General features: G+C 32.9%; 16 protein-coding genes and 1 tRNA gene. 14 read left to right on the plus strand and 3 right to left on the minus strand.

Annotated elements, in window-relative coordinates; genetic code table 11:
* The first annotated feature begins 6 nt into the window (after positions 1-6).
* From A5893_RS07975 to A5893_RS08025, 11 genes are all read left to right on the plus strand, one after another.
* Complete coding sequence (locus A5893_RS07975) at positions 7-1,494, plus strand: polysaccharide lyase 6 family protein (protein WP_157687524.1); 1,488 nt, start codon at positions 7-9, stop codon at positions 1,492-1,494.
* A gap of 54 nt (positions 1,495-1,548) precedes the next feature.
* Positions 1,549-3,270: a hypothetical protein gene (locus A5893_RS07980; RefSeq protein WP_068822008.1), complete on the plus strand. Its 1,722-nt coding sequence runs from the start codon at positions 1,549-1,551 to the stop codon at positions 3,268-3,270.
* A gap of 168 nt (positions 3,271-3,438) precedes the next feature.
* Positions 3,439-5,067, plus strand: coding sequence for a chondroitinase family polysaccharide lyase (locus tag A5893_RS07985; protein WP_068822009.1), 1,629 nt, complete (start codon positions 3,439-3,441; stop codon positions 5,065-5,067).
* 9 nt (positions 5,068-5,076) lie between these two features.
* Positions 5,077-5,634 carry a polysaccharide lyase family 8 super-sandwich domain-containing protein gene (locus A5893_RS07990; RefSeq protein ID WP_068822010.1) on the plus strand — a complete coding sequence of 186 codons (558 nt, stop codon included), beginning with the start codon at positions 5,077-5,079 and terminating at the stop codon, positions 5,632-5,634.
* Positions 5,558-6,613 (plus strand): T9SS type A sorting domain-containing protein, encoded by a 1,056-nt coding sequence (locus tag A5893_RS07995; RefSeq protein WP_082911368.1) that lies wholly within the window; start codon positions 5,558-5,560, stop codon positions 6,611-6,613. Before A5893_RS07990 ends, A5893_RS07995 begins: the two co-directional genes overlap by 77 nt.
* A 260-nt stretch (positions 6,614-6,873) precedes the next feature.
* Positions 6,874-8,352, plus strand: coding sequence for a T9SS type A sorting domain-containing protein (locus A5893_RS08000; protein WP_068822012.1), 1,479 nt, complete (start codon positions 6,874-6,876; stop codon positions 8,350-8,352).
* Between the two features lie 12 nt (positions 8,353-8,364).
* Positions 8,365-8,931 carry a DUF5017 domain-containing protein gene (locus A5893_RS08005; protein ID WP_068822013.1) on the plus strand — a complete coding sequence of 189 codons (567 nt, stop codon included), beginning with the start codon at positions 8,365-8,367 and terminating at the stop codon, positions 8,929-8,931.
* 47 nt (positions 8,932-8,978) lie between these two features.
* Positions 8,979-10,229: a glycoside hydrolase family 88 protein gene (locus A5893_RS08010; protein WP_068822014.1), complete on the plus strand. Its 1,251-nt coding sequence runs from the start codon at positions 8,979-8,981 to the stop codon at positions 10,227-10,229.
* 28 nt (positions 10,230-10,257) lie between these two features.
* Positions 10,258-13,470, plus strand: coding sequence for a SusC/RagA family TonB-linked outer membrane protein (locus A5893_RS08015; RefSeq protein WP_232456823.1), 3,213 nt, complete (start codon positions 10,258-10,260; stop codon positions 13,468-13,470).
* 15 nt (positions 13,471-13,485) lie between these two features.
* The gene (locus A5893_RS08020) at positions 13,486-15,333 is read left to right on the plus strand and encodes a RagB/SusD family nutrient uptake outer membrane protein (protein ID WP_068822015.1); all 1,848 of its coding nucleotides are present in this window, start codon (positions 13,486-13,488) and stop codon (positions 15,331-15,333) included.
* A gap of 139 nt (positions 15,334-15,472) precedes the next feature.
* Complete coding sequence (locus A5893_RS08025) at positions 15,473-16,636, plus strand: alginate lyase family protein (protein ID WP_068822016.1); 1,164 nt, start codon at positions 15,473-15,475, stop codon at positions 16,634-16,636.
* A 479-nt stretch (positions 16,637-17,115) separates the two neighbouring features.
* Here the strand turns inward: A5893_RS08025 and A5893_RS08030 are convergent.
* Together A5893_RS08030 and A5893_RS08035 are read right to left on the minus strand one after the other, a co-directional pair.
* A tRNA-Ser gene (locus A5893_RS08030) sits at positions 17,116-17,202 on the minus strand.
* A gap of 88 nt (positions 17,203-17,290) precedes the next feature.
* Entirely contained in the window at positions 17,291-19,300 is a 2,010-nt protein-coding gene (locus tag A5893_RS08035) for an HD family phosphohydrolase (protein ID WP_082911378.1), read from the minus strand.
* Positions 19,301-19,581: 281 nt separating this feature from the next.
* On the opposite strand from A5893_RS08035, the gene A5893_RS08040 reads away from it, so the two are divergent.
* Complete coding sequence (locus A5893_RS08040; protein ID WP_068822018.1) at positions 19,582-20,760, plus strand: acetyl-CoA C-acyltransferase; 1,179 nt, start codon at positions 19,582-19,584, stop codon at positions 20,758-20,760.
* An 8-nt stretch (positions 20,761-20,768) separates the two neighbouring features.
* Positions 20,769-21,680 carry a hypothetical protein gene (locus tag A5893_RS08045; protein WP_068822019.1) on the plus strand — a complete coding sequence of 304 codons (912 nt, stop codon included), beginning with the start codon at positions 20,769-20,771 and terminating at the stop codon, positions 21,678-21,680.
* Here A5893_RS08045 and A5893_RS08050 read toward each other — a convergent pair whose 3' ends face one another.
* Positions 21,681-22,043, minus strand: coding sequence for a hypothetical protein (locus A5893_RS08050; protein ID WP_068822020.1), 363 nt, complete (start codon positions 22,041-22,043; stop codon positions 21,681-21,683). It lies immediately after the preceding gene.
* A 157-nt stretch (positions 22,044-22,200) separates the two neighbouring features.
* Here A5893_RS08050 and A5893_RS08055 point away from each other — a divergent pair, with 157 nt between their 5' ends.
* Positions 22,201-23,580 (plus strand): peptide MFS transporter, encoded by a 1,380-nt coding sequence (locus tag A5893_RS08055; protein ID WP_068822021.1) that lies wholly within the window; start codon positions 22,201-22,203, stop codon positions 23,578-23,580.
* The last annotated feature ends 7 nt before the right edge of the window (positions 23,581-23,587 follow it).

The raw sequence follows: 23,587 nt of genomic DNA on the forward strand, positions 1-23,587 counted from the left end.
AATACTATGATATTTTTTAAGACTTGCGGCTCTATAGCTCATTGTAAAAGAAATACATTTATTAAAGGTGTTTTAATTTCTTTCTTACTGTTCAATTCTCAAATTATTTTAGCTAAAGATTATTATGTAGCTAACCTGCCTCAGTTTAATAAAGCAGTAACAAGTGTAAAAGCTGGCGATCAGATAATTATGGCAGAAGGCCGCTGGGAAAATGTAAAATTGATATTTAAAGCAAACGGAGATAAAAACCAGTTAATACAATTGAGGGCAGCAATACCAAGTAAAACTATTATTTGTGGCAAATCTTCTCTACAATTATCAGGTAGCTACTTAAAAGTTTCAGACTTGCTTTTTACTTCTGGTGAGCCAATTGGTAAAAATGCCATAGAGTTTAAAGATGATGGTGGAAATTATGCCTCATATTCGGTTTTAAGCAACTGTGCTATTGTTGATTTTAATAATCCAGATAAAAAAATAAGGAAACAATGGGTTGATTTATATGGTAGATATAATACGGTTGAATATTGTTATTTTGAAGGGAAAACAGATTTAGGAGTAGTTTTAAGCGTGGAAATTGATGCCGATAAAGGAGATAAAAATTTCCATAGTATAAACCACAATTACTTCGCAAAAAGACTGCCTTATAATGATAACGGCGGTGAAATTATTCGAATTGCCCGTGGAGAAGTGCAAATGTTGAGTTCTAATACTCTAGTTGAAGACAATTATTTTGAGCATTGCGACGGAGAAAATGAAATTATTTCAGTTAAGTCGAGTGATAATATTATAAGAGGTAATAATTTTTATGAATGTGCTGGTGGTGTTTCTTTAAGGCATGGGGAAAGAAATATAGTTTATGGAAATTATTTTCTTGCAAACAATAAAGAAGAATCAAGTGGAGTAAAAATTCATTTTATTGGACATAAAGTTTACAACAATCTTTTTTATAAAGTAGCTGGTAATACAGCTTATACAGCTTCAATTGCTTTAATTGCAGGGCATTTAAACCCAACACTTTTACAAAATGAGCCAGTAAAAGATGTGGAAATTGCTAATAATACATTTGTAAATTGTGCTCTACCCTTCAATTTTGGGACTATTCAAGCTGATAAAGCGCTTGTTGTATTACCAAAACAAATCAATGTATGTAATAATTTAATCTATTCTCCAAAGAGTGAAGAATGGAGTACACCGCCTCAGGATATAAGTAAGTTATTTATAATTAATAATCTTGTTGTACTAGAAAGTAAAATATTATTCAATGATAAAATAATTTTAAATCCAGTTTTTAATAAGTCTAATGGTTTGTTTAATTTGCCTTATAGCAGGCTTATTGGAAAACTTCCTACATATGTAGAAAAAGATATTCTTCAAATACCAAGAAAGCAAGGTTTAATAGGTGCCTTTGAATATCCTGAAAAAATAGAGGAGGTGAAATTGCCAAATGCTGATAATTGCGGTCCTCAATGGTATAAGCCAAAAACCACTAACTAGCCTAAAATAAATTTGAATCCTAATAAGATAAGTTTCTTATAAATTAAAAATGAAATGAAGAATTATATATTTAAACTCTTTGCTCTATTAGCTTTCACATGGCCTGCCTTTGCACAAGCACAAAAAAGTATTTTATTTATAGATAACAAAACAGATAAACTGGTTTATCAGCCCTATACAAAAAAAGGAGATATTATTCCTGATTTTTCATACAGCGGTTATATGGGTGGAGGTGTTAAAATCAACTTCCCTAAAGTTGTTAAAATCTTAAGCCCTTTACCTGGTGATAATACCATTAACATACAAACTGCATTAGACAGTATAGGGAAACTTAAAGCTGATGAAAATGGAATAAGGGGTGCTCTCTTGTTAAGGGCAGGTAAATATAATTTATCTGAAAGTCTCGTGATTAAGAACTCTGGTGTGGCTTTAATAGGCGAAAAAGGAGAAGCTAGAAATACCATTTTAATTGCTACCACCGCTAAACAATATACCCTTATAAAAATAGGAGAACAAGAAAGCGCCAAAATGGATAATAAAACCAAGAGGCAAGTTGTTGCAGATTATGTGCCATCTGGTACAAATAAATTATTGCTTAATGATGCATCCTGCTTTAAAGTGGGTGACGCTATAATAGTTGAAAGACCAAGTACAGCTGAGTGGATATCTTTTATTGGTATGGATAAACTAGAAGACAACTGGCGACCAATAAGTGAATTAAGTGCAGATCAAGTAGCAGATTATCAAAAAAATGGTAAAGTAAGTGACGATAAAAAAAGATATAACACAACAGTTCAATGGGAGCCGGGATCAAAGAATCTGAAATTTGAACGTAAAATTACAGGCATTGATAAAAATGTAATAACTGTTGATATTCCACTTACTAACGCTTTGCAAAAAGAATTTGGAGGGGGTTTAGTTTATAAATACAAATACAATAAAAGATTAGCTCAGGTTGGCATTGCAAATTTATCTTTAACCTCTGTATTTAATGTAAATGTTGTAGAAAAAGACAAGGATTTAAATACCTATTTTGCTGATGAAGAACATGGCTGGACTGGTTTAGAATTTATAAACGCAGAAAATAGCTGGGTTGATAATGTAAAAACGAAGGTATTCTCTTTTGGATTTGTATGCGGTGCTAAAAGTAGGCTTATTACTATACAAAATTGTAGTTTTTTAGATCCGGTAAGTATAATAACTGGAGGAAGGCGTTATGCCTATACAATCAGCGGACAACAATGTTTAGTTTATAATTGTTACGCCAGAAACGGAAGACATGATTTTGTGATGGGTGCTCAAGTTGCTGGTCCAAATGCTTTTGTAAATAACAAAGCAGAATTATGCCATGCTAATTCAGAACCCCACCAAAGATGGGCTACAGGAACCCTTTTTGATAATTGCTCACTTTCTGGACCAGATGCAGGTTTTAGCTTATCTAACAGAGGGGCTTTTGGATCAGGACATGGTTGGGCTGGTGCACAAATGGTTTTATGGAATTGCATTACACCACTTGCTGTTGTAATGAAACCACCTACAGCACAAAATTTTTCTTTTGGTACAGTTGCGTTAAAAGATAAATGGAGTACTAATTCATCTATTGAAGAACGAGTGATGAAACTGAATAAAATATCTAATAGCAATTTTAAATATAACAGTTTACCAACTGTTGGAGATGGATTTATTTTTAGTGATGAGAAACATATGGTTCCTAAATCTTTGTATTTACAACAATTAAATGAAAGACTAAAAAGTAATGAGCTGGTAAAAGACTAATTATTTAAAGATTTGTTGTAAAATTATTAATTAACACATTAGACCCTTTTTTGTGATACAATCATCATGATGTTTTGATTTTATGTTTTAGTAAAATTGGATAATGATTTAAGCTTTTCCCAAAGCTTAAATCATTTAAAAAACCAATTAAACCAAAATTAAATTAAAATGAAGAAAGCATTACTTTTTCTAATGTTACTTTGTAGTACGCGGTATTTAAAAGCTCAAATCACTTTTGATGGCATAACTGTAGTACCAAGTAATTGGACAACTACATCGGGTACAGGGAATTTGGCGCTAAGTACTACACGCTTTAAGAGCGGTACAAATGCTTTAAAATGGACACCTACAAGCAATCAAACATTAACTGCTAGTAATTTAGGTATAACTACATCACAAACTGGTAATGCTAGTACTAGTGGTACTCATTTTTATATTTACACAAACACCAATAGTGCTTCAGATACATTAATAGTGCAATTTTTAGACGGCTCTGGTGCTGTAAAAAGGACTGGAAATATCGTGTTAAATTTTGTGGGTTGGCGAGAATACCATCGAAACCTGGTTACCGATTATGGCGGTGGAAATGCTTTACCTGGCTTTGACCTATCTACAGTTAAATTTATATTTAAGAAAAAGTCTGGCACTACAGGAAGCAGGCAAATTTGGTTAGATCAAATTGATTGGGTGGGCGATACGGACAGCCGTTATCCCGGTACTCACATGTTATTAGATAATTCACAATTTCAAATAACATCTTCTTTGGCAGGGGGGCAACCTTTAAGTAGCTGGTTAAATACACCTGATATTGCACTAATAACCCCAAATTCTACTGAATTATCAGGTATCAATACAATTAAAGGAAGATACAATACTACGTTAACAAATGTTACGGCAATAGAATTATCGGAAGCAAGAGCCTATTACAAATATTGTGGACCTAGTTTAAGTAGTGGTACACTATATTACACAAGAGGATTATTAAGTGATAGCGATCAGGACAGCTTGGTTAAATTTTCTAAATATTGCAACATTTTTGCAAGAAAATACTTTTACAGCAATGCTCAAAGCGATTTAGACACACTAACCTTGTTTACAAAATACTTAATTGATCAGGGAGTTGCTGAAGGAGGTAGAAACGTAATGGTTACTAATAGCTACACTAATGTAAGGTCATTTAATGATAATTTCCTGGGAGTAGTGCCTTTGATTACAGATGCTACTGTAAAAGGAGATTTAATTAAAATGTTAAAGTGGTCTAACGAATATAACAAGATATATCGCAATCAGTATCTAGTTAGAAATAACATGGATTTTATACATCTTAAGTTGGAATATATTATTAAACTGACTTTATTAAGTAATGATAATACAGAAATTGCAAGAGATTTAAAATGTATAGACCGATTTATGACACAGGTGATTGAACCTGGAGATGGTGGAAGAGATGGTTTAAAGCCTGATGGTTTAGGTTTTCATCATCAATCTAAGTATTTCCACTATATGTATTCTTATGCAACATGGATTGAACATGCGTACAACTTAAGAGCTACACCTTTTAAAATTTCTTTAGAAGCCTACAATTACATGTTAAAAGCAGTTAAAGTAATGTTTTTGGAACTGAACAAAGGGTTAGTTAGAGCAAATTCTACCTCTGGGAGATTTCCTTTCAACCAATCGTCTGTGGTAAAAGTTTCTGATTTTAGAAATTTAGTTATAGTTGGTGGGGATATCATAAATCAATCTATTGAACCAGAGGCAGCGTCTCTTTACAACTATTTTTACAAAACAACATAGTATACCGGGGTGCCAGTGGTTAATTTAGATGGTTTTCATCAGTTTAATTATGGGCAGTTGGGCATAAAGCGAAGTAAAAACTGGGTTGCCATAGCCAAAGGTTTAACAAACAAAATGTTTGGGACAGAAATTTATGCAAATGCCAATCGTTACGGAAGATACCAGGGCTATGGAGCACTAGATATACTTTATGAAACTTCGGACGCAACAGGCTATATATCTGGTGGAGATGGTTGGGATTGGAATGTAATGCCAGGAACTACTTCTGTGCATCTTTCAGATTATGCCAACTTACGTCCACCTTCAAATAGTACAAAAGAGGAATATCAAGGTTTAAGTTTTGCAGGAGCATTATCAGCAGGTAAAGATGGTATTTTTGCTATGGATTTTGTTCAGGATGCTGGTGGTAGATATACCTCTAATAACTTAACATTTAGAAAATCTATTTTTGCTTTCGATTCTATTTTTGTTTGTTTAGGAAGTAAAATAAATGGTAGTGGTGGTAATGTGGCTACAAATCTCTTCCAATCTATCCATTCATCAACAAACCCAAGTTTATATAAATAATTCAAATCCGGTTACTTCAAATGGTAACACCAATTTACCTACATCAGGTTCTAATTGGATTGTTAACGGACAAACAACAGGCTTTTTTATCCCAACAGGGAATAATCAAGTTCAATTATTTAGAGGTTTACAAGCTACGCCAATTAATACCAGTAATACACCAACAAATACCGCATCTGCAAATGCCAGTAAAGCATGGATAAACCATGGCTCAAATCCTAATAATGCAACTTATCAATACGTAGTTGTACCAGCTACAACACCCGCTAAAATGCAAGCTTTAGCAGATTCTGTTAATCAAGGTAAAGTTTATGAGGTATTAGCTAATAACCTTAAATATCATGCAGTAATATATAAACCTAGTAATACTTCAGCTTATTCTTTTTTTGAAGGCGATTCTGTAATTAAGATTGGATACATAGAAAAAGTAACAAAGCCATGCTTAATAATTACCAAAGAGGTAAAAGACACCTTAATTGTTAGAATTACAAATCCTGATTTGAATACTGTTAATGTCTCTGAACCATCGGTAGATTGGAACGCTGCGCCATCAAATGTGAGTGTAACATTAACCAAAGGATTACGCTTTTTAGAAAGCTCGTCTCCGTTTAGTGGAAATACGGTAAGCTATAATAATACTGTAGAAGGTTATAAATTAGACTTTGTTTTAAACCAAGGAAATTATACCCAAGTTAAATTGATTAAAGATATTGTACTATCTGATTTAAATCCAAAAGCTTTACCAAATCTTGAAATTTATCCAAACCCAGCATCAGAACAAGTTATTGTGAATTATTATTCGCCAAAATCTAAAACTGTAGATATTACTTTGGTTAATTCAATTGGTCAAATTTCTTTAAAATTAAGTCAATTGGCTAAGGTAGGGACCAATCAAATGGTGATAGATACAAAATCATTAAAACCTGGTTTCTACATTTTAAATGTTGATAATCAAAAAGCAAAACTGATTATTGAATAATGTTGATAATCATTAAAATGGGGGCTAAATATAAGGGAGAGACATATTTTAATACATTAAGCATGTAAATATAATACATTTCTCCCTTACATCCCATATGTAATTCCTCTAATTTTATTGCAACCAATTATATTAATAAGTGTGTAAGTTGGGCGTTATGCCTCCCCTCAAGTTTAATATAATAATGTAGTAGCCATTCTATAAAAGCGATTGTTGCCACATAAATCTTGTAACCAATTATTTAATTTAAAAATCATATTATGAAACAGATTTTACTAAGCACCCTTTTATTTTTTTGTGTTTTTGCCGTATCTGGGCAACAAGCTACCTGGACTATCACAACCGGTAGTAATTATAATTGGGTCTATAATTTTGGTACTGAAACAGGAAATGCTGGTAATACTTTTTCTGGTTCTTCTGTATCTTCAATTTCTTCAACATCTACCGCAGGCTTTTTACCTAAACCCATATCAGGAAATGCAAGGGTTAGTACTGGTTCTACAGGAACTCCAAGTTTTACATTATTAAACAACAGCAAATCAGATAGTCTCCAATTTAAAGCCTCCAGTGCAGGTACAGTAGGGAAATTTTCTTTGTATAATGCAACAGGAGCTACTGCATTAACAACTATTTTCACAACTGTAAATTTTGAAAATAATGTAGCAACAAGGGCAGATTGGACTTTAGCATCTGGTTATTCTACTACAACTACTTCTCTTTTTAATAACGGTACTGGAATTGGTGCTTCGGGTACTACCTCATCACCAGAACTTTTTGCTGTTCTTAAGTTTACCATTAATGCTACCGATGCAACAAAAATGGACCTATCATATAGGATAAAGCCAGATGCAGGATCTACAATAGCTTATAGTAGTGCTCTTTCTACTCAGTTTAATAGAAGTGCTAATTACGCATTAGAATTAATGTGTAATAATACTTCAACTAGCCAAACTTATAAAAGAGGAGGCGTAGATTATACAGTACCTACTCGTAACTATCATTTGTGGGCTAATGGAGTACGTGTAGAAAAAGCCACAGGCGATTTTAATTTCCCAGCAAATGAACTAGCTATAAGCACTGCAATTAATTCTATGGTAGTTACAGGTAATAATAGTCAAACTAGTTCTGTTGCAAGTAACGATGGCACTCTAACATTAAGTAAAATTAGTATGCAATTAGCGATGTCTACTTTACCTGTATCATTAACTGCTTTTAATGCTACAACAGAAAATGGTAATGCACTTATAAAATGGCAAACCTTATCAGAACAAAATAATTCTCATTTTGATATTTTAAGATTTACAGATGATCAGCCTCTGGCTGTTAAGATAGGTGAAGTAAAAGGAAATGGGAATTCTAATGGTGTAATAAACTATAATTTTATAGATAAAAACCCACAAACCGGAGTTAATTATTACCAATTACGCCAAGTAGATTTTGATGGTAAGTCTTCATTGTCAGAAATTAAAACAGTGAAAATGAGTCTAAAAGATGATGAGTTTGTCCTTTATCAAAATAACGATAAATTTTTAATGGCTAATGTTAATATCACTAACTCATCTAATGTTTCATTTACTTTAACTGATATATTGGGGAGAACGATTGATCAATTTAATAAAAAGTTAGAAAGCGGTAATAACACTTTTCAAATTGCTAACAATGCTTTAAATAAGGGAGTTTACATTGGTAAATTAGTTGTAAATGGAACCCAACTTGTTAAAAAAATCACAATAAACTAAAAATTTTAAAACATGAAATTAGTTGTAATCTTATCAGCTGTCCTGGCTATTGGCTATTTATCTCCTCAAAAAAGAGAAATTAATAACACGCATAATTCTGGAAAAATTAAAATTTACCAACAAGACGGTAAACATGAACTCTCTTTTTCATCGAGTGTAAAATATGGAAAGCAAAAAAATCAGATGAGCGTATTAATCTCAAGTGATTTTGATGGCAACTATAACGAAGAAAACGTTAGGAAGGCAACTTGGGAAAATGTAGCACCAAAAGTTAAACTATCATCTAATGATATATTTGAAAATTCAGGGCCTATAGATGTTTCTGGTTTAGTTAAAAAAGGAAAGCCATTTTATATTGCTTTTAAATATGATGGTGCGGCTCATGAAGATAATCCACAAAGAACCTGGTTTATTAAGGATGTAAAAATAGGGGACATGGATATTCAGAAATTAAATTGGTTAACAGTTCCACAAATAATAGTGGAACAGGTTGGTTTGCATCTGCAGTTGGAGGAGTGGTATTTAGACCCAATGCCAGTAAAATTAAATCTGAAGGATGGGCAATTACCCAAGCCTTAAATTTCTAACAATAACAAATTTTAAATAAAAGTTATAATCTAATATAAATGATCTCTGGATATAAATATTTTATTATCAGTTTTTTAGTTGTGATTTTACTTTCATTCTCAAATAATGAAAAGGAAATTAATCCACCCATTGATCATGTTTTTGATACTGCAGCCATTCAATATAAAGGGATGCTGGAATCATCCAAAAATTTAGCTTTTTATCCCCGAACAACAGATATAGATGGCAAACTTAAGTTTGTTCCTATAAGTGATTGGACAGGGGGCTTTTGGCCAGGGAGCTTATGGTATATGTATGAATATACACAAGATAGTTTTTGGAAAAAAAGCGCAATGAAATGGACAAAGTCTTTAGAAAAAAACCAATTTAATAATACACATCATGATTTAGGTTTTATGATGTATAACAGTTATGGTAATGCCTTTAAACTTACTAATGACTCTACGCTTATCCCTGTTTTAATTCAGTCTGCAAAATCATTAATTAGCAGATACTCTCCTAAAGTTGAATCTATTAAATCATGGAAGGAAAGAACCTCTCCAGATGGCAAACAGACTTGGAAATTTCCTGTCATTATTGATAATATGATGAATTTGGAATTATTATTTTTTGCTTCTAAACAAACAAAAAATCCTATTTACAGAAACATTGCAATTAAGCATTCCGAAACCGCCATGCGCAATCATGTTAGGCCAGATTATAGTTCGTACCACATGGTAAATTATGATGAAAATACGGGTCGGGTTTTAGATCGAAAAACGGTACAAGGGTTTTCTGATAACTCGCTTTGGGCCAGAGGACAGGCTTGGGCAGTTTATGGTTTTACTACTGTTTATCGCGAAACTAAGGACCAAAGGTTTTTAGTTACCGCACAAAAAATGGCAAACTTTTATCTTAATAGCCCTAATTTACCAGAAGATAAAATTCCATATTGGGATTTTAATGTTGGCCAAGCAGGTTATAAACCCGAATGGAATTTTGACGTTTTAAAATACCAGCCAGTACCCCGTGACGCTTCTGCAGCTGCAATTATGGCGTCTGCCTTATTAGAATTGAGCACCTATAGTGATGCTAAACTTAAAACTAAATATGTAACCGAAGCAGCAGGCATGTTAGTTAGCTTATCTAGTGACAATTATTTAGCTAATCCTGGCACAAATAATCATTTTTTATTAAAGCATAGTGTTGGGAATATGCAAAAGGATTCTGAAGTAAATGTTCCACTCATTTATGCAGATTATTATTTTTTAGAAGCAATGTTAAGGTACAATAAAATCACAAAGTTTTAAACCAAAATATAAACCAAAATTATAAATCATGATAAAACAAAAATTTAGAAATTTAGATTTTAAAATAAGACAATCCATTTTTACTTTATTAATGATGATGGTCTTTTCTATCCCCAACTTTAAAGCTTTTGCAATAGACGTTTTAAATATTGAGAGAACATCTAAAATGGCTGATAGAGTAATTACAGGGAAAGTTGTTGATAGTGAAGGGGAGACTTTGCCAGGAGTAAGTATTGTTTTGCTTGGAACAAAAATTAGCACAACAACTAACGTAAACGGAGAGTACGGGTTAACCATACCCTCAGGCGAAAAAGCAAATATTTTGGAATTTAGCTTTTTGGGTTTTCAAAAAAAGCAGGTTACCCTAACTAAAAGTATTGTTGTTAATGTGACCTTACAGAGTGAATCAAAATCCTTAAATGAGGTAGTAGTAATTGGTTACGGTACTGTACAGAGAAAAGACTTAACAGGTTCGGTGGGGTCTGTAGATGTTAGTGAACTTAACAAAGCACCTGTTAAATCTTTTGATGATGCTTTAGCAGGTAGGATTGCTGGTGTAGAAGTAACTTCTCCAAGTGGGCAACCAGGCGAAGCACCAAACATCGTTATTAGAGGAGGTAACTCCGTTACTCAAGATAATTCGCCATTATATGTAATTGATGGTTTCCCTATAGAAAATTATAATAATAACTCTTTAAACCCTGCAGATATAGAGTCTATTGAAGTTTTAAAAGATGCTTCGTCAACTGCAATTTATGGTTCTAGAGGTGCAAATGGGGTAATTATTGTAACTACAAAAAAAGGTAAAGTTGGTGCGCCTGTGGTAGCTTATGATGGTTATTATGGTATTCAAAATAATACCTCTAACATTAAGGTAATGGATGGTTATGAATACGTAAAGTATCAGTTCGAGATTAATCCTACATTAGCAACTACTGCCTTTTTATCTAATGGTAAAACAATAGAAGACTATCGTAATGAACCAAGTATTGATTGGCAAAAAGAACTTTTTCGTGGGGCTCCTATGCAAAACCACAACCTATCTGTACGTGGTGGAAATAACGAAACTAAATATTCTATATCAGGTAATATTTTAAATCAACAAGGTACTATCATTAATTCAGATTTTAAGCGCTATCAAGGTAGAATTGTACTCGATCAAAACTTAGGGAAACAATTTAAAGTTGGTATAAATACTAATTATAGCAATCTTTCTACAAATGGAACTCAAGTTAGTGGGGGTGGTAATACAGCATTTAATTTATTAGTAAGAGCCTGGACTTACAGACCATTGGCAAGTGGGTCCCAATCTTTAGATGATTTACTTACTGATGCTCAAGATCTTGATGTTGTAAGCAATACTAACTACCAATGGAATCCAATATTATCTGCAAATAATGAACTTAACACTAGAAAAAATAGTCAACTAACTGCTAATACTTATTTACAATATAGTTTCCTTAAAGGTTTTACTCTTAAAATTACAGGTGGTTTAAATAGCAGTAGGAATGAAAGTGCAAGATTTAACAATTCTCAAACAGTTACAGGTAACATTAAAAGTCCATTAGGTTCTAGAGGGGTAAATGGTAGTTTAACTAATACCAGTTTAGATAATTATGTAAACGAAAATACACTAACCTTTAAGAAAAAGCTAAAATCTGGTCATAATTTTGATGCCTTATTAGGTTTTACTGCTCAAAGTAATACTTCTTTTGTTTATGGCGCATCTGCTAACTTTATTCCTAATGAATCACTAGGTATAAGTGGCTTAGATGAAGGAACGCCTAATCTTATTACTTCTGCGGACTCTCGTAATAATTTATTGTCTTATTTAAGCAGATTCAATTATAACTATAAATCAAAATATTTATTTACAGCAAATTTTAGAGCGGATGGATCTTCTAAATTCTCTTCCAATAACAGATGGGGATATTTCCCTTCTGGAGCTTTTGCTTGGCATATCAGCGAAGAAAAATTAATAAAAAATATTAAACCTTTATCTGATGCTAAAATTAGAATTAGTTACGGAAATATTGGAAATAATAGAGTTTCTGATTTTGCTTATTTTTCTGCTTTGCAACAAACAATAGAGGATTATTACAGTCCTGGTGGGGTGGTTACAGGTGGTGCTTATCCATCGGATTTAGGTAATGCTAATCTAAAGTGGGAAACAACTACCGAAACAGATTTAGGTTTAGATGTGGGTTTTCTTAATCAACGCATAACTTTAACTGCAGATTTGTATATTAAGAAAACAAGAGATCTTTTATTGAATGCACTTTTACCAGCTACAACAGGTTATTCAAAAGCATTTAAAAACATAGGAAGTATAGAAAATAAAGGTTTAGAGCTTACTTTAGGTACTATTAACATTGATAAAGATAACTTCAAATGGAACACAAATTTCAACATCAGCTTTAATCGCAATAAGATTTTGGGATTAACTAATGGTCAAAACGAGTTACAAAGTACAACCAGATTTAATACCGGATTCGCTACTGCAAGTACACCTTCATTTATAGCTATTGTTGGCCAACCGGTTGCCCAATTCTATGGATTTATTCATGATGGAAATTATCAATATAGCGATTTTGACGAAACTTCTCCCGGCGTATATGTTCTAAAAGCAGAGGTTCCAAATAATGGGGCTACACGTTCAACTATAAAACCAGGAGATATAAAGTATAAAGATATAACAGGAAATGGTATAGTTGATAATGACGATAGAACAATTCTAGGTACACCTTTGCCTAAGTTTAGTGGTGGATTTTCTAATAGCGTAAGTTTTAAAAATTTCGATATTAATGTTTTTCTACAATATTCTTATGGGGGTAAACTATTAAATGTAAATCGTTTATTATTGGAAGGTGGATCAACTGGCAGTTCAAATCAATATGCTAGTTACGAAAATCGGTGGACACCTACCAATCCGAATAATGAATATTTTAGAGCTGGAGGACAAGGTCCATCTGTTTACTCAGACAGAATTATTGAAGATGGTTCATTTATTCGGTTTAAAACACTAAATATGGGATATACATTACCAAGTAAATTTGTTAAATATGCTCAACTAAAGAGCTTAAGGGTTTATTTTTCTGCGCAAAACTTATTTACAATTACTAATTATTCAGGTAATGATCCAGAAGTTTCTGTTTATAATTCAGCATTAACTCCTGGAGTTGATTATTCGGCTTACCCACGGGCCAAGGTTTATACTTTTGGACTAAATCTTTCCTTATAACTAAAAAATACAATTATGAAAAGATATATTTTTATTGCCATATTTGCTATCGTCACATTAGCAACATCTTGTGAAAAATTTTTAGATACAGCCCCAACTGATTTTTTAGCTCCAGAAACTTATTATACCAACGAAACTCAGCTTACTACTGCACTTATGGCAGTATATTCTGAAATGGGTAATATTAATGAGCATACTTATTCCCGATTTTTATCAATAGAAGCTCCTGGATCAAACGATGAAGAGTGGTACAGGTCTTCAACCGCAATAACGACACCTTTATATAATACTGATGCGGCTTATAGTAGATATATAGGTTGTTGGCAAACCATATATAGTGGCATTGGCAGAGCAAATGCTTTATTAGAGAATATAGATAAAGCCGAAGGTTCAGTAGTAGTGAAAAATGCAATAAAAGGTGAAGCAATGTTTATGAGAGCCTATTATTACTTTGTTTTAGTGAGTTATTGGGGTGATGTCCCACTTGTATTAAATACAACAAAATCACCTGAAAATACAGATGTAGAACGTACTCCACAGGCTGATATTTATAAATTTATAATTAAAGATATGACTACTGCGGAAGGTTTAGTGTATGATGTTACTACTTTAGGTAATCCAGGTAGAGTATCAAAAACTACTGCTGAAGGTATATTAGCTAGGGTTTGTTTATATGCCGCTGGAAGATTAAATGACGCCACTTATTATCCTCAAGCTAGAGATTGGGCATTAAAATGTATGAAGTCAAATAAGCACTCATTAAATCCAGATTATCGTCAGATTTTTATTAACCACAGTGCTGATAGATACGATTTAAACGAAAGCATGTGGGAAGTTGAATTTTTTGGAACTAATACTGGTACATCAAGAGAGTATGAGAGATTTGGATCTACAATTGGAGTTATAAATAATGCAACTGATGCTACAGATAATGTAGGTTTTATGCAAGGTACTTACGCATCAACAGGTACTTTGTTTAATTCTTTTAATAGTAGCGATTTGAGAAGAGATTGGGCGATTGGACCATTTTCTTATACAGCGTCACAAGGGGCAAGGCCAATTATTCCGTATGCTAATACCTTTGTTTGGGGTAGGCCTATTGCTAAATGGCGTAGAGATTATCAACCTAAACCTCAGGTTAAAAATTTCGGTAATACAAATTGGCCATTATTACGCTATGCAGATGTACTCTTAATGTTTGCCGAAGCAGAAAACCAAGTGAACGGTAGTCCAACAACTGATGCCTATGATGCTATAAATATGGTGAGACGAAGAGCTTTAGGTACCGGAAATAAGGTAGCCACTATAGCTATTACCAACGGAGGTTCTGGATATACTACAGTACCATTAGTGAAAATTTCTTCAGGTTCACTACCTGGGGGAATAAATAATTCTGCTACTGCATACGCTACTGTATCAGGTGGTAAAGTTACTACCATAACTATTTCTTCTCCAGGTGCATTTTATGGAGCTGTTCCTACAATCACTTTTGAAGGAACAACAGGAACCGGTGCTACAGCAACAGCTACAATTATTGCAATTAATCCTTCAGATGCAAACCTTACACCTAGTTTAGATAAATTTGCTTTTTTTAATGCATTAAAAGACGAAAGATCTAGAGAGTTATGTTTTGAAGGTTTCAGAAAATTGGACTTAGTACGTTGGGGCATTTTCCTTGAAACAATGAAAAATATGGAAATTACTGTTAATACATTAGCGCCCGTTGCCGCTATTGGAACCTATCAAGGGCGTGTAGCTACTTCTTTGGCCTATAAAAATGCAACCAGTCGTGATGTGCTCTTCCCAATTCCAGCATTAGAATTTACGTTAAATTCTAAACTAACTCAAAATACTGATTGGTAATATTAGAGGTATCACAAATCAAATAATATTTTAAACATTTTAAATAATAGGAAGCATAATTAATACTTCCTATTATTTTTTAAATCAATCTATAATCCAAACTAATAAAATCAGGCATTAATAATAAAAAATTAAAATTATGAAACAATCAAAAAAAGCGATTCGGTTAATAATCACCGTACTATTGCCAGCTCTTTGTGTAATTGGTTGCATAAAAAGCAGTGATAAATCAATTAATAACGCTAATCCACAAAACGCTGATAAAAGTTTATCAATAGCATCTTCTGGCGCATTTGTTCATCCCGGAATATTAAATACAAAGGAGTCATTAGATTTTATCCGAACAGAAGCAAATAATCCTAATAGTGACAGATTTAGTTGGTATAGTAGCACTTTAGTCGCTTACGTAGATAATAGTAGTATGCCGACTAGCTTTCCTAGTATAGTTTATGCTAAGGCGGCTGGTACAACCCCTACAGAAATTCAAATAAGAGAAAATGCAATTTTAGCTTATGCTTATGCCTTACGTTGGGCAAAAACAGGTAGCAGTCAATATGCTACCAATGCGAAGTTTATATTAGATGGCTGGGCAAGTAATTTCCAAAAATATCTTCCAGCATCCGGAACTAGTGTTAGCCAAGCGTATTTAGAAGCTTCATGGGTGGCGCCAAGCTTTGCCGCAGCTGCCGAAATTATAAAGCATTATACAGTTAATGGAAATACGGCGAACTGGCCAACAGCCAATCAAGCTCAATTTGTATCATTTTTAAACATTTTGAAAAATAATTATATAAATAAGGTGGTTGGTTCTGGTCATCAACAAAATTGGGCAATTTCTGCTGGATACGCAAAAATGGCAATTGGAGTGTATTTCGATAACAGAAGTGTTTATGACAGCGGAGTACAAATCATTCAAGACAGTATAGTATCTGTGATTGATTCTAACGGAAATATGCCTGAACTCTGTTCAAGAGGTGATTGTGGCCATTTTCAATTCTCGCTTACAGGTTTAACTTATGCCGCAGAAATTGATAGGATACAGGGAAATAATGAAGTTTTTACCAATAGGACAGAAAGATTAATGAAAGGTTTTACTTTTATGCAACAGGCATTCAAAGATCAAAATCCTTGTGATAGTTGTAGCAAAGAAAGGGTTTATCCCAGCGTTGAATTAGCTCATCGTTATTATGCCAATGCTACTACTGGGTATTTAAGAGGCTTACAGGATCCTTATGGCGCAACTATTGACAATACGTTCCTTGGTTTTACAACTTATACACATCGTCTCGTTCCTCTTCAGTAAATCCTAGTTTCAGAGTGAAACATTAATCTTGTAAATGATTTCTGTTTCACTTTTTAATGTTTTTTTGAAAATAATAATTGAATAGTAGCACCTTTCTTAAACTTTTTCCGCTAATAATTTTTGCGACCATAAAACAGCATAATTATTCATCCTATCCTTAATTTTTTTTATGCAGTGTTCCGATTCATTTCTAGAAATAACCATCGCTTTTTTCCAATATTGAACAACTGGCATTTCCGCAAAACTGTTTAATTTTTTAATTGCCTGATTGAAATTATGACTTTATAAGATTGAGTTCTTAGCGAAGTAAAATCAGTTTTTCCATTAACTTGTCCAGCGACTGGTTTCTGTAAATAATTTAAGTGGTTTACCTAATAACCTGAGTTAGAATATTTGCATATTTTACACAAGCTTCCAAAACAAAAAGCCTGCAATCATTTGATTTGCAGGCTTTTGTTGTGTTTTGATAATCATATCAGCGGAGAGAGAGGGATTCGAACCCTCGGTACCGTTGCCAGTACGACAGTTTAGCAAACTGTTCCTTTCGGCCACTCAGGCATCTCTCCAATATCTTAAAAATATGCTGTTTTATAAAAGCTATGTCTTTAAGAGGTTGCAAATATAGCATTCCGCTTATATCTACAAAAAGAAATTTTAATTCTGTTTCAAGTAATCTATCCTTACATGATAAATACCCATCAGCATTGTCTTAAATATCAGCTTGATAGTCTCAATTTCTTTCAGTGTAATATTGCTATCATTTAATTGGTTTTGCTCTAATTTATATTCAATAATACGTTCTACCAAAGTATTTATGCTTTCTGCATCCGGTTCTTTTAAACTTCTAGATGCTGCTTCAACAGAATCTGCCAGCATCAATACCGCTGTTTCTTTGGTAAAAGGAATAGGACCGGGATATCGAAAAGTATTTTCATCTACTATCTTCTCAGGGAAATTTTTCAAAAACGATTGATAAAAATAATCAACCCGTGTATTACCATGATGTGTTCTGATAAAATCTACTATTACTTCTGGCAAATTATGTCTTCTTGCCATTTCAATCCCATTTAAAACATGTTTAATAATAATTTGGGCACTTTCTTCATAAGGTAATTTATCATGCGGATTTAACCCTTTATTCTGATTTTCTATAAAAAACTGAGGATTATCCATTTTACCAATATCGTGATATAAAGCTCCGGCTCTAACCAATAAGCCGTTACCACCAATTTTAAAAATTGCTGCTTCTGCTAAATTGGCAACTTGTAAAGAATGCTGAAATGTGCCTGGAGCTTTAAAAGCCAATTCTCTTAATATGCTAGAATTGGTATTTGTTAATTCTATCAGTGTAATATCAGATGTAATTCCAAAAAGCTTCTCAAACAAATAAATTAGAGGATAGGCTAAAAGCGATAATAGCACACTAAATAAAAAAGGCAAAAACTTTATCCATTCTATAGCATCAATTGTTCCTTCTCTAATCAAAGAAATCCCCAGATAGGTAACAAAATAATTGAGCAAAATCATCAAGGCAGAAAGAAGGAATTGCTCTCTTCTCACCAGGTTTTTAATACTGTAAATGGCAACCATCCCAGCTGTAATCTGTAAAAAAGCAAACTCAAAACTATTAGGTAAAAAGAAACTCGCAATGAGCACCACCAACAAATGGATGTTCATGGCTAATCTGGTATCAAATAAAATTCTAATAATTATAGGAACAATACAATACGGAATGTAATAAAGACTAGGGAGTTTAAATTTTATACATAAAGATAAAAAAACCAACATTCCTGTAAAAACAATCAGGATTAAAGAAATTTGTCGGTTATCCGCAAAAATATCCTTTCTAAATAAAAACAAGAACGACATTAACAATGATAGTATAGTTGATACCAATAAAAACTGGCCAACTAATGTTAATTTTCTATCGTTTGGTCTTGTGGCACTATCTTCATAAGAGAGTCTTAACGACTCTAATTTCTGGTAAGTATCTTCGTCAATACTTGCATCTTTAGCAACAATTAGTTCGCCTTTTTGCACCATTCCCCTTGTAGAGGATAGATTTTCTATAGCTTGTTGTTCAATTTTGTCTGTTAAACGTTCGTTATAAATAACATTAGGAGATATCCTGTCTTTAATAATTCCTAAAATAATATCGGCTTCAATATTTCTTTTATTGATTAATTCCTGTCCAGCCTCTAAAGTTGCAGATGCTTGTGTATATAAACTTGCAGTACTAACTTGAGTTTCATAATTATTCTTTAAAAGCGAAATAACATATTGGGCGCCATCTCTCTGATATTTTTTGTTTAAACCGATGACTCCTTTTTGATAAATATTTTGGAGGATTTGAAAACCAGTATCAAAATTTAATACTTTGTTTGCATCATCTTTTAATCCTGCATTTTTCCATTTTGCCTCAAAATCAGCCCTGTATTGATCTGCCTGATTTTGTAAAACTTGGTTATCAATTTCATAAACAGGTAAAATAGATTTTAAAATACTTTCTTTATCATCCTTAATCTCTTCAATAGTTTTTCTAATTGGATAATTGTAAGGAGAAACTAAATCATCATGTAACCAAACATTTCCTTTTTCAAATTCATATTTAAATTTGGTTTGTTTTGGTAAAACAGCAGTGATGATGATGATACTCAAAGCCATCAAAACATACTTTATTACAGATGTATATTTTCTGTAGATAATCTTATGGGAATTTTTATTGATGTTGGCCAAGCTGTTTTATTTTGTTCAAATTTAAAACAATTTATTTAATGATATACAGGTGGTTTCATTCAGATATTATTTTACGATTATCAATTATTAGTTCATAGCATTATGCTATTTAGCAAAATTTTCAATGATAAAAACATTCTATTGACCAATCACTTGTCAAAAATGATTATTTTGCAAATCCAGTTAATAAACATTTTTACAAAAACTTTATGAAAGAAGTATATATAGTAGCAGCAGTAAGAACTCCTATTGGCAGTTTCGGTGGAAGTTTAGCCTCATTTACAGCAACACAATTAGGCGGATTTGCTATAAAAGCTGCGGTTGAAAAAGCAGGAATTAAACCTGCTGATGTGCAAGAAGTTTTAATGGGAAACGTACTGTCTGCTAATTTAGGTCAAGCTCCGGCAACACAAGCGGCTAAATTTGCAGGTTTGCCTGATGTTCCAAATACAACAATTAATAAGGTTTGTGCAAGCGGAATGAAAGCCGTGATGTTGGCTGCTCAAAGTATTGCCATAGGCGATAAAGATATTATTGTTGCTGGTGGGATGGAAAGTATGAGCAATGTCCCTTATTATTTAGATAAAGCCAGAAACGGATATAAACTAGGTCACGGACAATTGACCGATGGTTTAATTAAAGATGGTTTATGGGATGTTTATAACGATTATCACATGGGTTCTGCTGCAGAACTTTGTGCTACTGATTGCCACATATCTCGTGAAGAACAGGATGCCTACGCTATTGAATCTTATAAACGTTCTCAAAAAGCAATAACAGAAGGAAAATTTAAAGAAGAGATTGTTGCTTTAGAATTGAAAGATAAAAAAGGTAACATCACACAAATTACTGAAGATGAAGAGCCAGCTAATGTTAAATTTGATAAGATAGTGAGTTTACGTCCTGTTTTTAAAAAGGATGGAACAGTTACCGCCGCCAATGCATCCAGTTTAAATGATGGTGCAGCGGCTTTGGTTTTAATGAGTAAAGAAAAAGCAGAAGAATTAGGAATAAAACCTTTAGCTAAAATTTTGGCTTTCGCCGATGCTCAGCAAGCGCCTGAATGGTTTACCACAGCACCATCAAAAGCAATTCCATTAGCTTTAAATAAAGCACAATTGAAATCAGACCAAATAGATTTTTATGAAATAAACGAAGCTTTTTCGGTGGTTTCTTTAGCAAATAATAAAGAACTAAATTTAAGTGTTGATAGGGTAAACGTAAATGGTGGTGCGGTTTCTTTGGGACATCCTCTTGGTGCTTCTGGCGCAAGAATCATCGTAACTTTAATAAACGTTTTAAACCAAAATAATGCTAAATTAGGCGTTGCTGGCATCTGTAATGGAGGCGGTGGTGCAAGTGCAATTGTAATAGAAAATATGCGTTAATACATTTTATGAAGCAATTTTTATTGTTGGTTTTTCTTACAGCTCAATCTTTTTTCTGCTTTTCGCAGAATAAAATTTCTTTGGCAGAAGATTCATTAAAAATATTAGGAACCCAATTTACAAGTGATTCTATAGAAACAAACAGAATCAGGGCGAACTATGATTTCATAAGAATGTTTGTGAATTCCTTAAAAGAAAAGAACTCATTTTCAAATCCATATAATCAGCTTTCTAGTTTCATATCAATCAAAAAATCTGACGATAATAAGTTTAGGATTTTCTCGTGGTTTACTCAATTAGATAATGGCGATTATCGTTATTATGGTGCAATACAAGTTAATAATCCTCAAAAATTAGAGCTTTATCCTTTGGTAGACAACACTCAAAATTTAAAATTAACCACAAACATTGCCGATACTACTTTACAAACAAACCAGTGGTACGGTTCTGTGTATTATCAAATTTTGCCGGTTTTAGGAATCAAAAATCCGTATTATATTTTATTTGGATGGAAAGGGAAAACGCTGCAATCTAATGCAAAAGTTTTAGAAACTTTATCATTTAATAGTGGAACTCCTTTATTCGGAAATCATGTATTAGAAGACACTAAAAAACCAAACGATTTTCATGCTAGGGTAATTTTCGATTATACAAAAGATGCAGATATGATGCTTAAATATGTTAAAAATGATAAACTGATTGTTTTTGATCATTTAGTAGCACCATCAGACCAATTAAAAGGGATGACAGATTTATATGCTCCAGATGCTTCATATGATGGCTATAAATTTAAATCTGGCAAATGGGTTTATCAAGAAAATTTAAAGCTTAAAAATCAACCTGAAATAAGCGATGAACTTTTTATTGATCCTGCAAAGGATAGTCAGAATACAATGCCAGTTATAAAAGAAAAACAGTAATTAATCTTTTACTGCACTGGTAAAATTATTTACAGCGCTTTTAGATGCTGATATCAACTTAGAGATATCCTCTGTTTTACCACTGATTTTGTAATTGAATTTAATCACTTTCGAGCTAGATTTTGAGACGTTATCTTTATTAGCATAAGAAACAGAAAGCGTAATGCTATCTGTTTTGTAATTTGTCTTAAACATTTCAGGAATCATTTCCCAATTAAAATTTTTAAGTTCATCCATATTTTTAGCTTCTATTCTAAATTCTTTAACTAAAATTTCTGAAGTCTTAGCAGGTTTTTCAACTTGTGCAAAAGATAGAAACGGAATAAAAAATAAGATAGAAAGTAATGTTTTTTTGAAACTCATGGTAAAGGCTTAGATGATAACTTTTAACTATCTTTTTTTACAAATGTTGCATATCAAATTTTTTATGTTAAAAACATCCCTCAAACGTTATCTTTTAAAAAATTTAATTATACTTGAATTTAATCCCAAATAAAAATCATATACATTAAATAATCATATGGAAAATCGAAAAGAGCTTTTTGGCCATCCCGTAGGTCTTTACATCCTGTTTTTTACAGAGTTATGGGAAAGATTTAGTTATTATGGCATGAGAGCCTTGTTAGTCTTGTTTTTAGTAGCCTCTACAACAGATATAAATCCAGGTTTTGGGTGGACAAAAGTAGAAGCTTTAAGTCTATATGGAATTTATACTGCATTGGTTTACATAGCTTCTATTCCGGGTGGTATTTTAGCAGATAAACTATTAGGACAAAAGAAAACAGTGATGCTAGGAGGTTGGCTTTTAGTAGCTGGCCATGGTATTTTAGCAGTACAAGCAGAATGGGCATTTTATTTAGGTATTGCATTAATTATTGCCGGTGTTGGATGTTTAAAGCCAAATATCTCTACAATGGTAGGTGGTTTATATGCAGCTGGCGATGATAGACGAGATAAGGGATTTACGATTTTTTACATTGGAATTAATGTTGGGGCTTTAATAGCAGGGGTTTTAGTAGGCTCGGTAGGTGTTAATTACGGATGGCATTTTGGTTTTGGTTTAGCCGGAATTGGAATGGCAATTGGTCAACTGGTGTTTTTATACGGACAAAAATATTTAGTTGGGATAGGAGAAGCAACAAAGCAATTACCAGAAGCAGAACGTTTAGCAGTAAATAAACCGTTAACCAAAATAGAAAAAGACAGGATGATTGTGATGTTTTTATCTTTTGTAATGATAATCGTTTTTTGGGGAGCGTTTGAACAAGCCGGCGGTTTAATGAATTTATATGCGAGTGAAAAAACCGATCGAGTTTTAGATTTTATTCATTTCGAGGTTCCTGCTCCTTGGTTTCAATCGGTTAACTCATTTTTCATTATTACATTAGGCACAACCATAGCTGCTTTTTGGTACAACAGAAAGAAAAAAGGAAAAGAAGCTTCATCAATTCTAAAAATGTCTATTGGTATCATCATAATGGGATGGGGATTTTTATTCATGACCGCTGCATCCATGCAATATCAAGAAAATGGTTCTTCTGCAATGTATTGGTTAATTCTAGCTTATTTATTTCATACCGTTGGCGAGCTTTGTGCTTCTCCAGTTGCGCTTTCTTATGTTACCAAACTAGCACCTTTAAAATATGCTTCCTTAATGATGGGAGCTTATTTTGCAGCAACCGGAATGGGTAATTATGTAGCAGGTTGGGTTGGCGAATGGTCTCAAACAGCAGGCGAATTGGAGATATTTACAGGCATCGCTATTTTTTGTACCATCTTCGGGATTTTGGTTTTATTATTTTTAAAACCACTAAAAAGACTCGCTCATGGGGCGGAGGATTTTAGTGAAGAAACTATGAAAAATCCATTAAAAAATACAGAACAAATAGAAGTTCAATAAAATTTAT

It is taken from the genome of Pedobacter psychrophilus (genome assembly GCF_001652725.1).
Classification (GTDB): Bacteria; Bacteroidota; Bacteroidia; order Sphingobacteriales; family Sphingobacteriaceae; genus Pseudopedobacter; species Pseudopedobacter psychrophilus.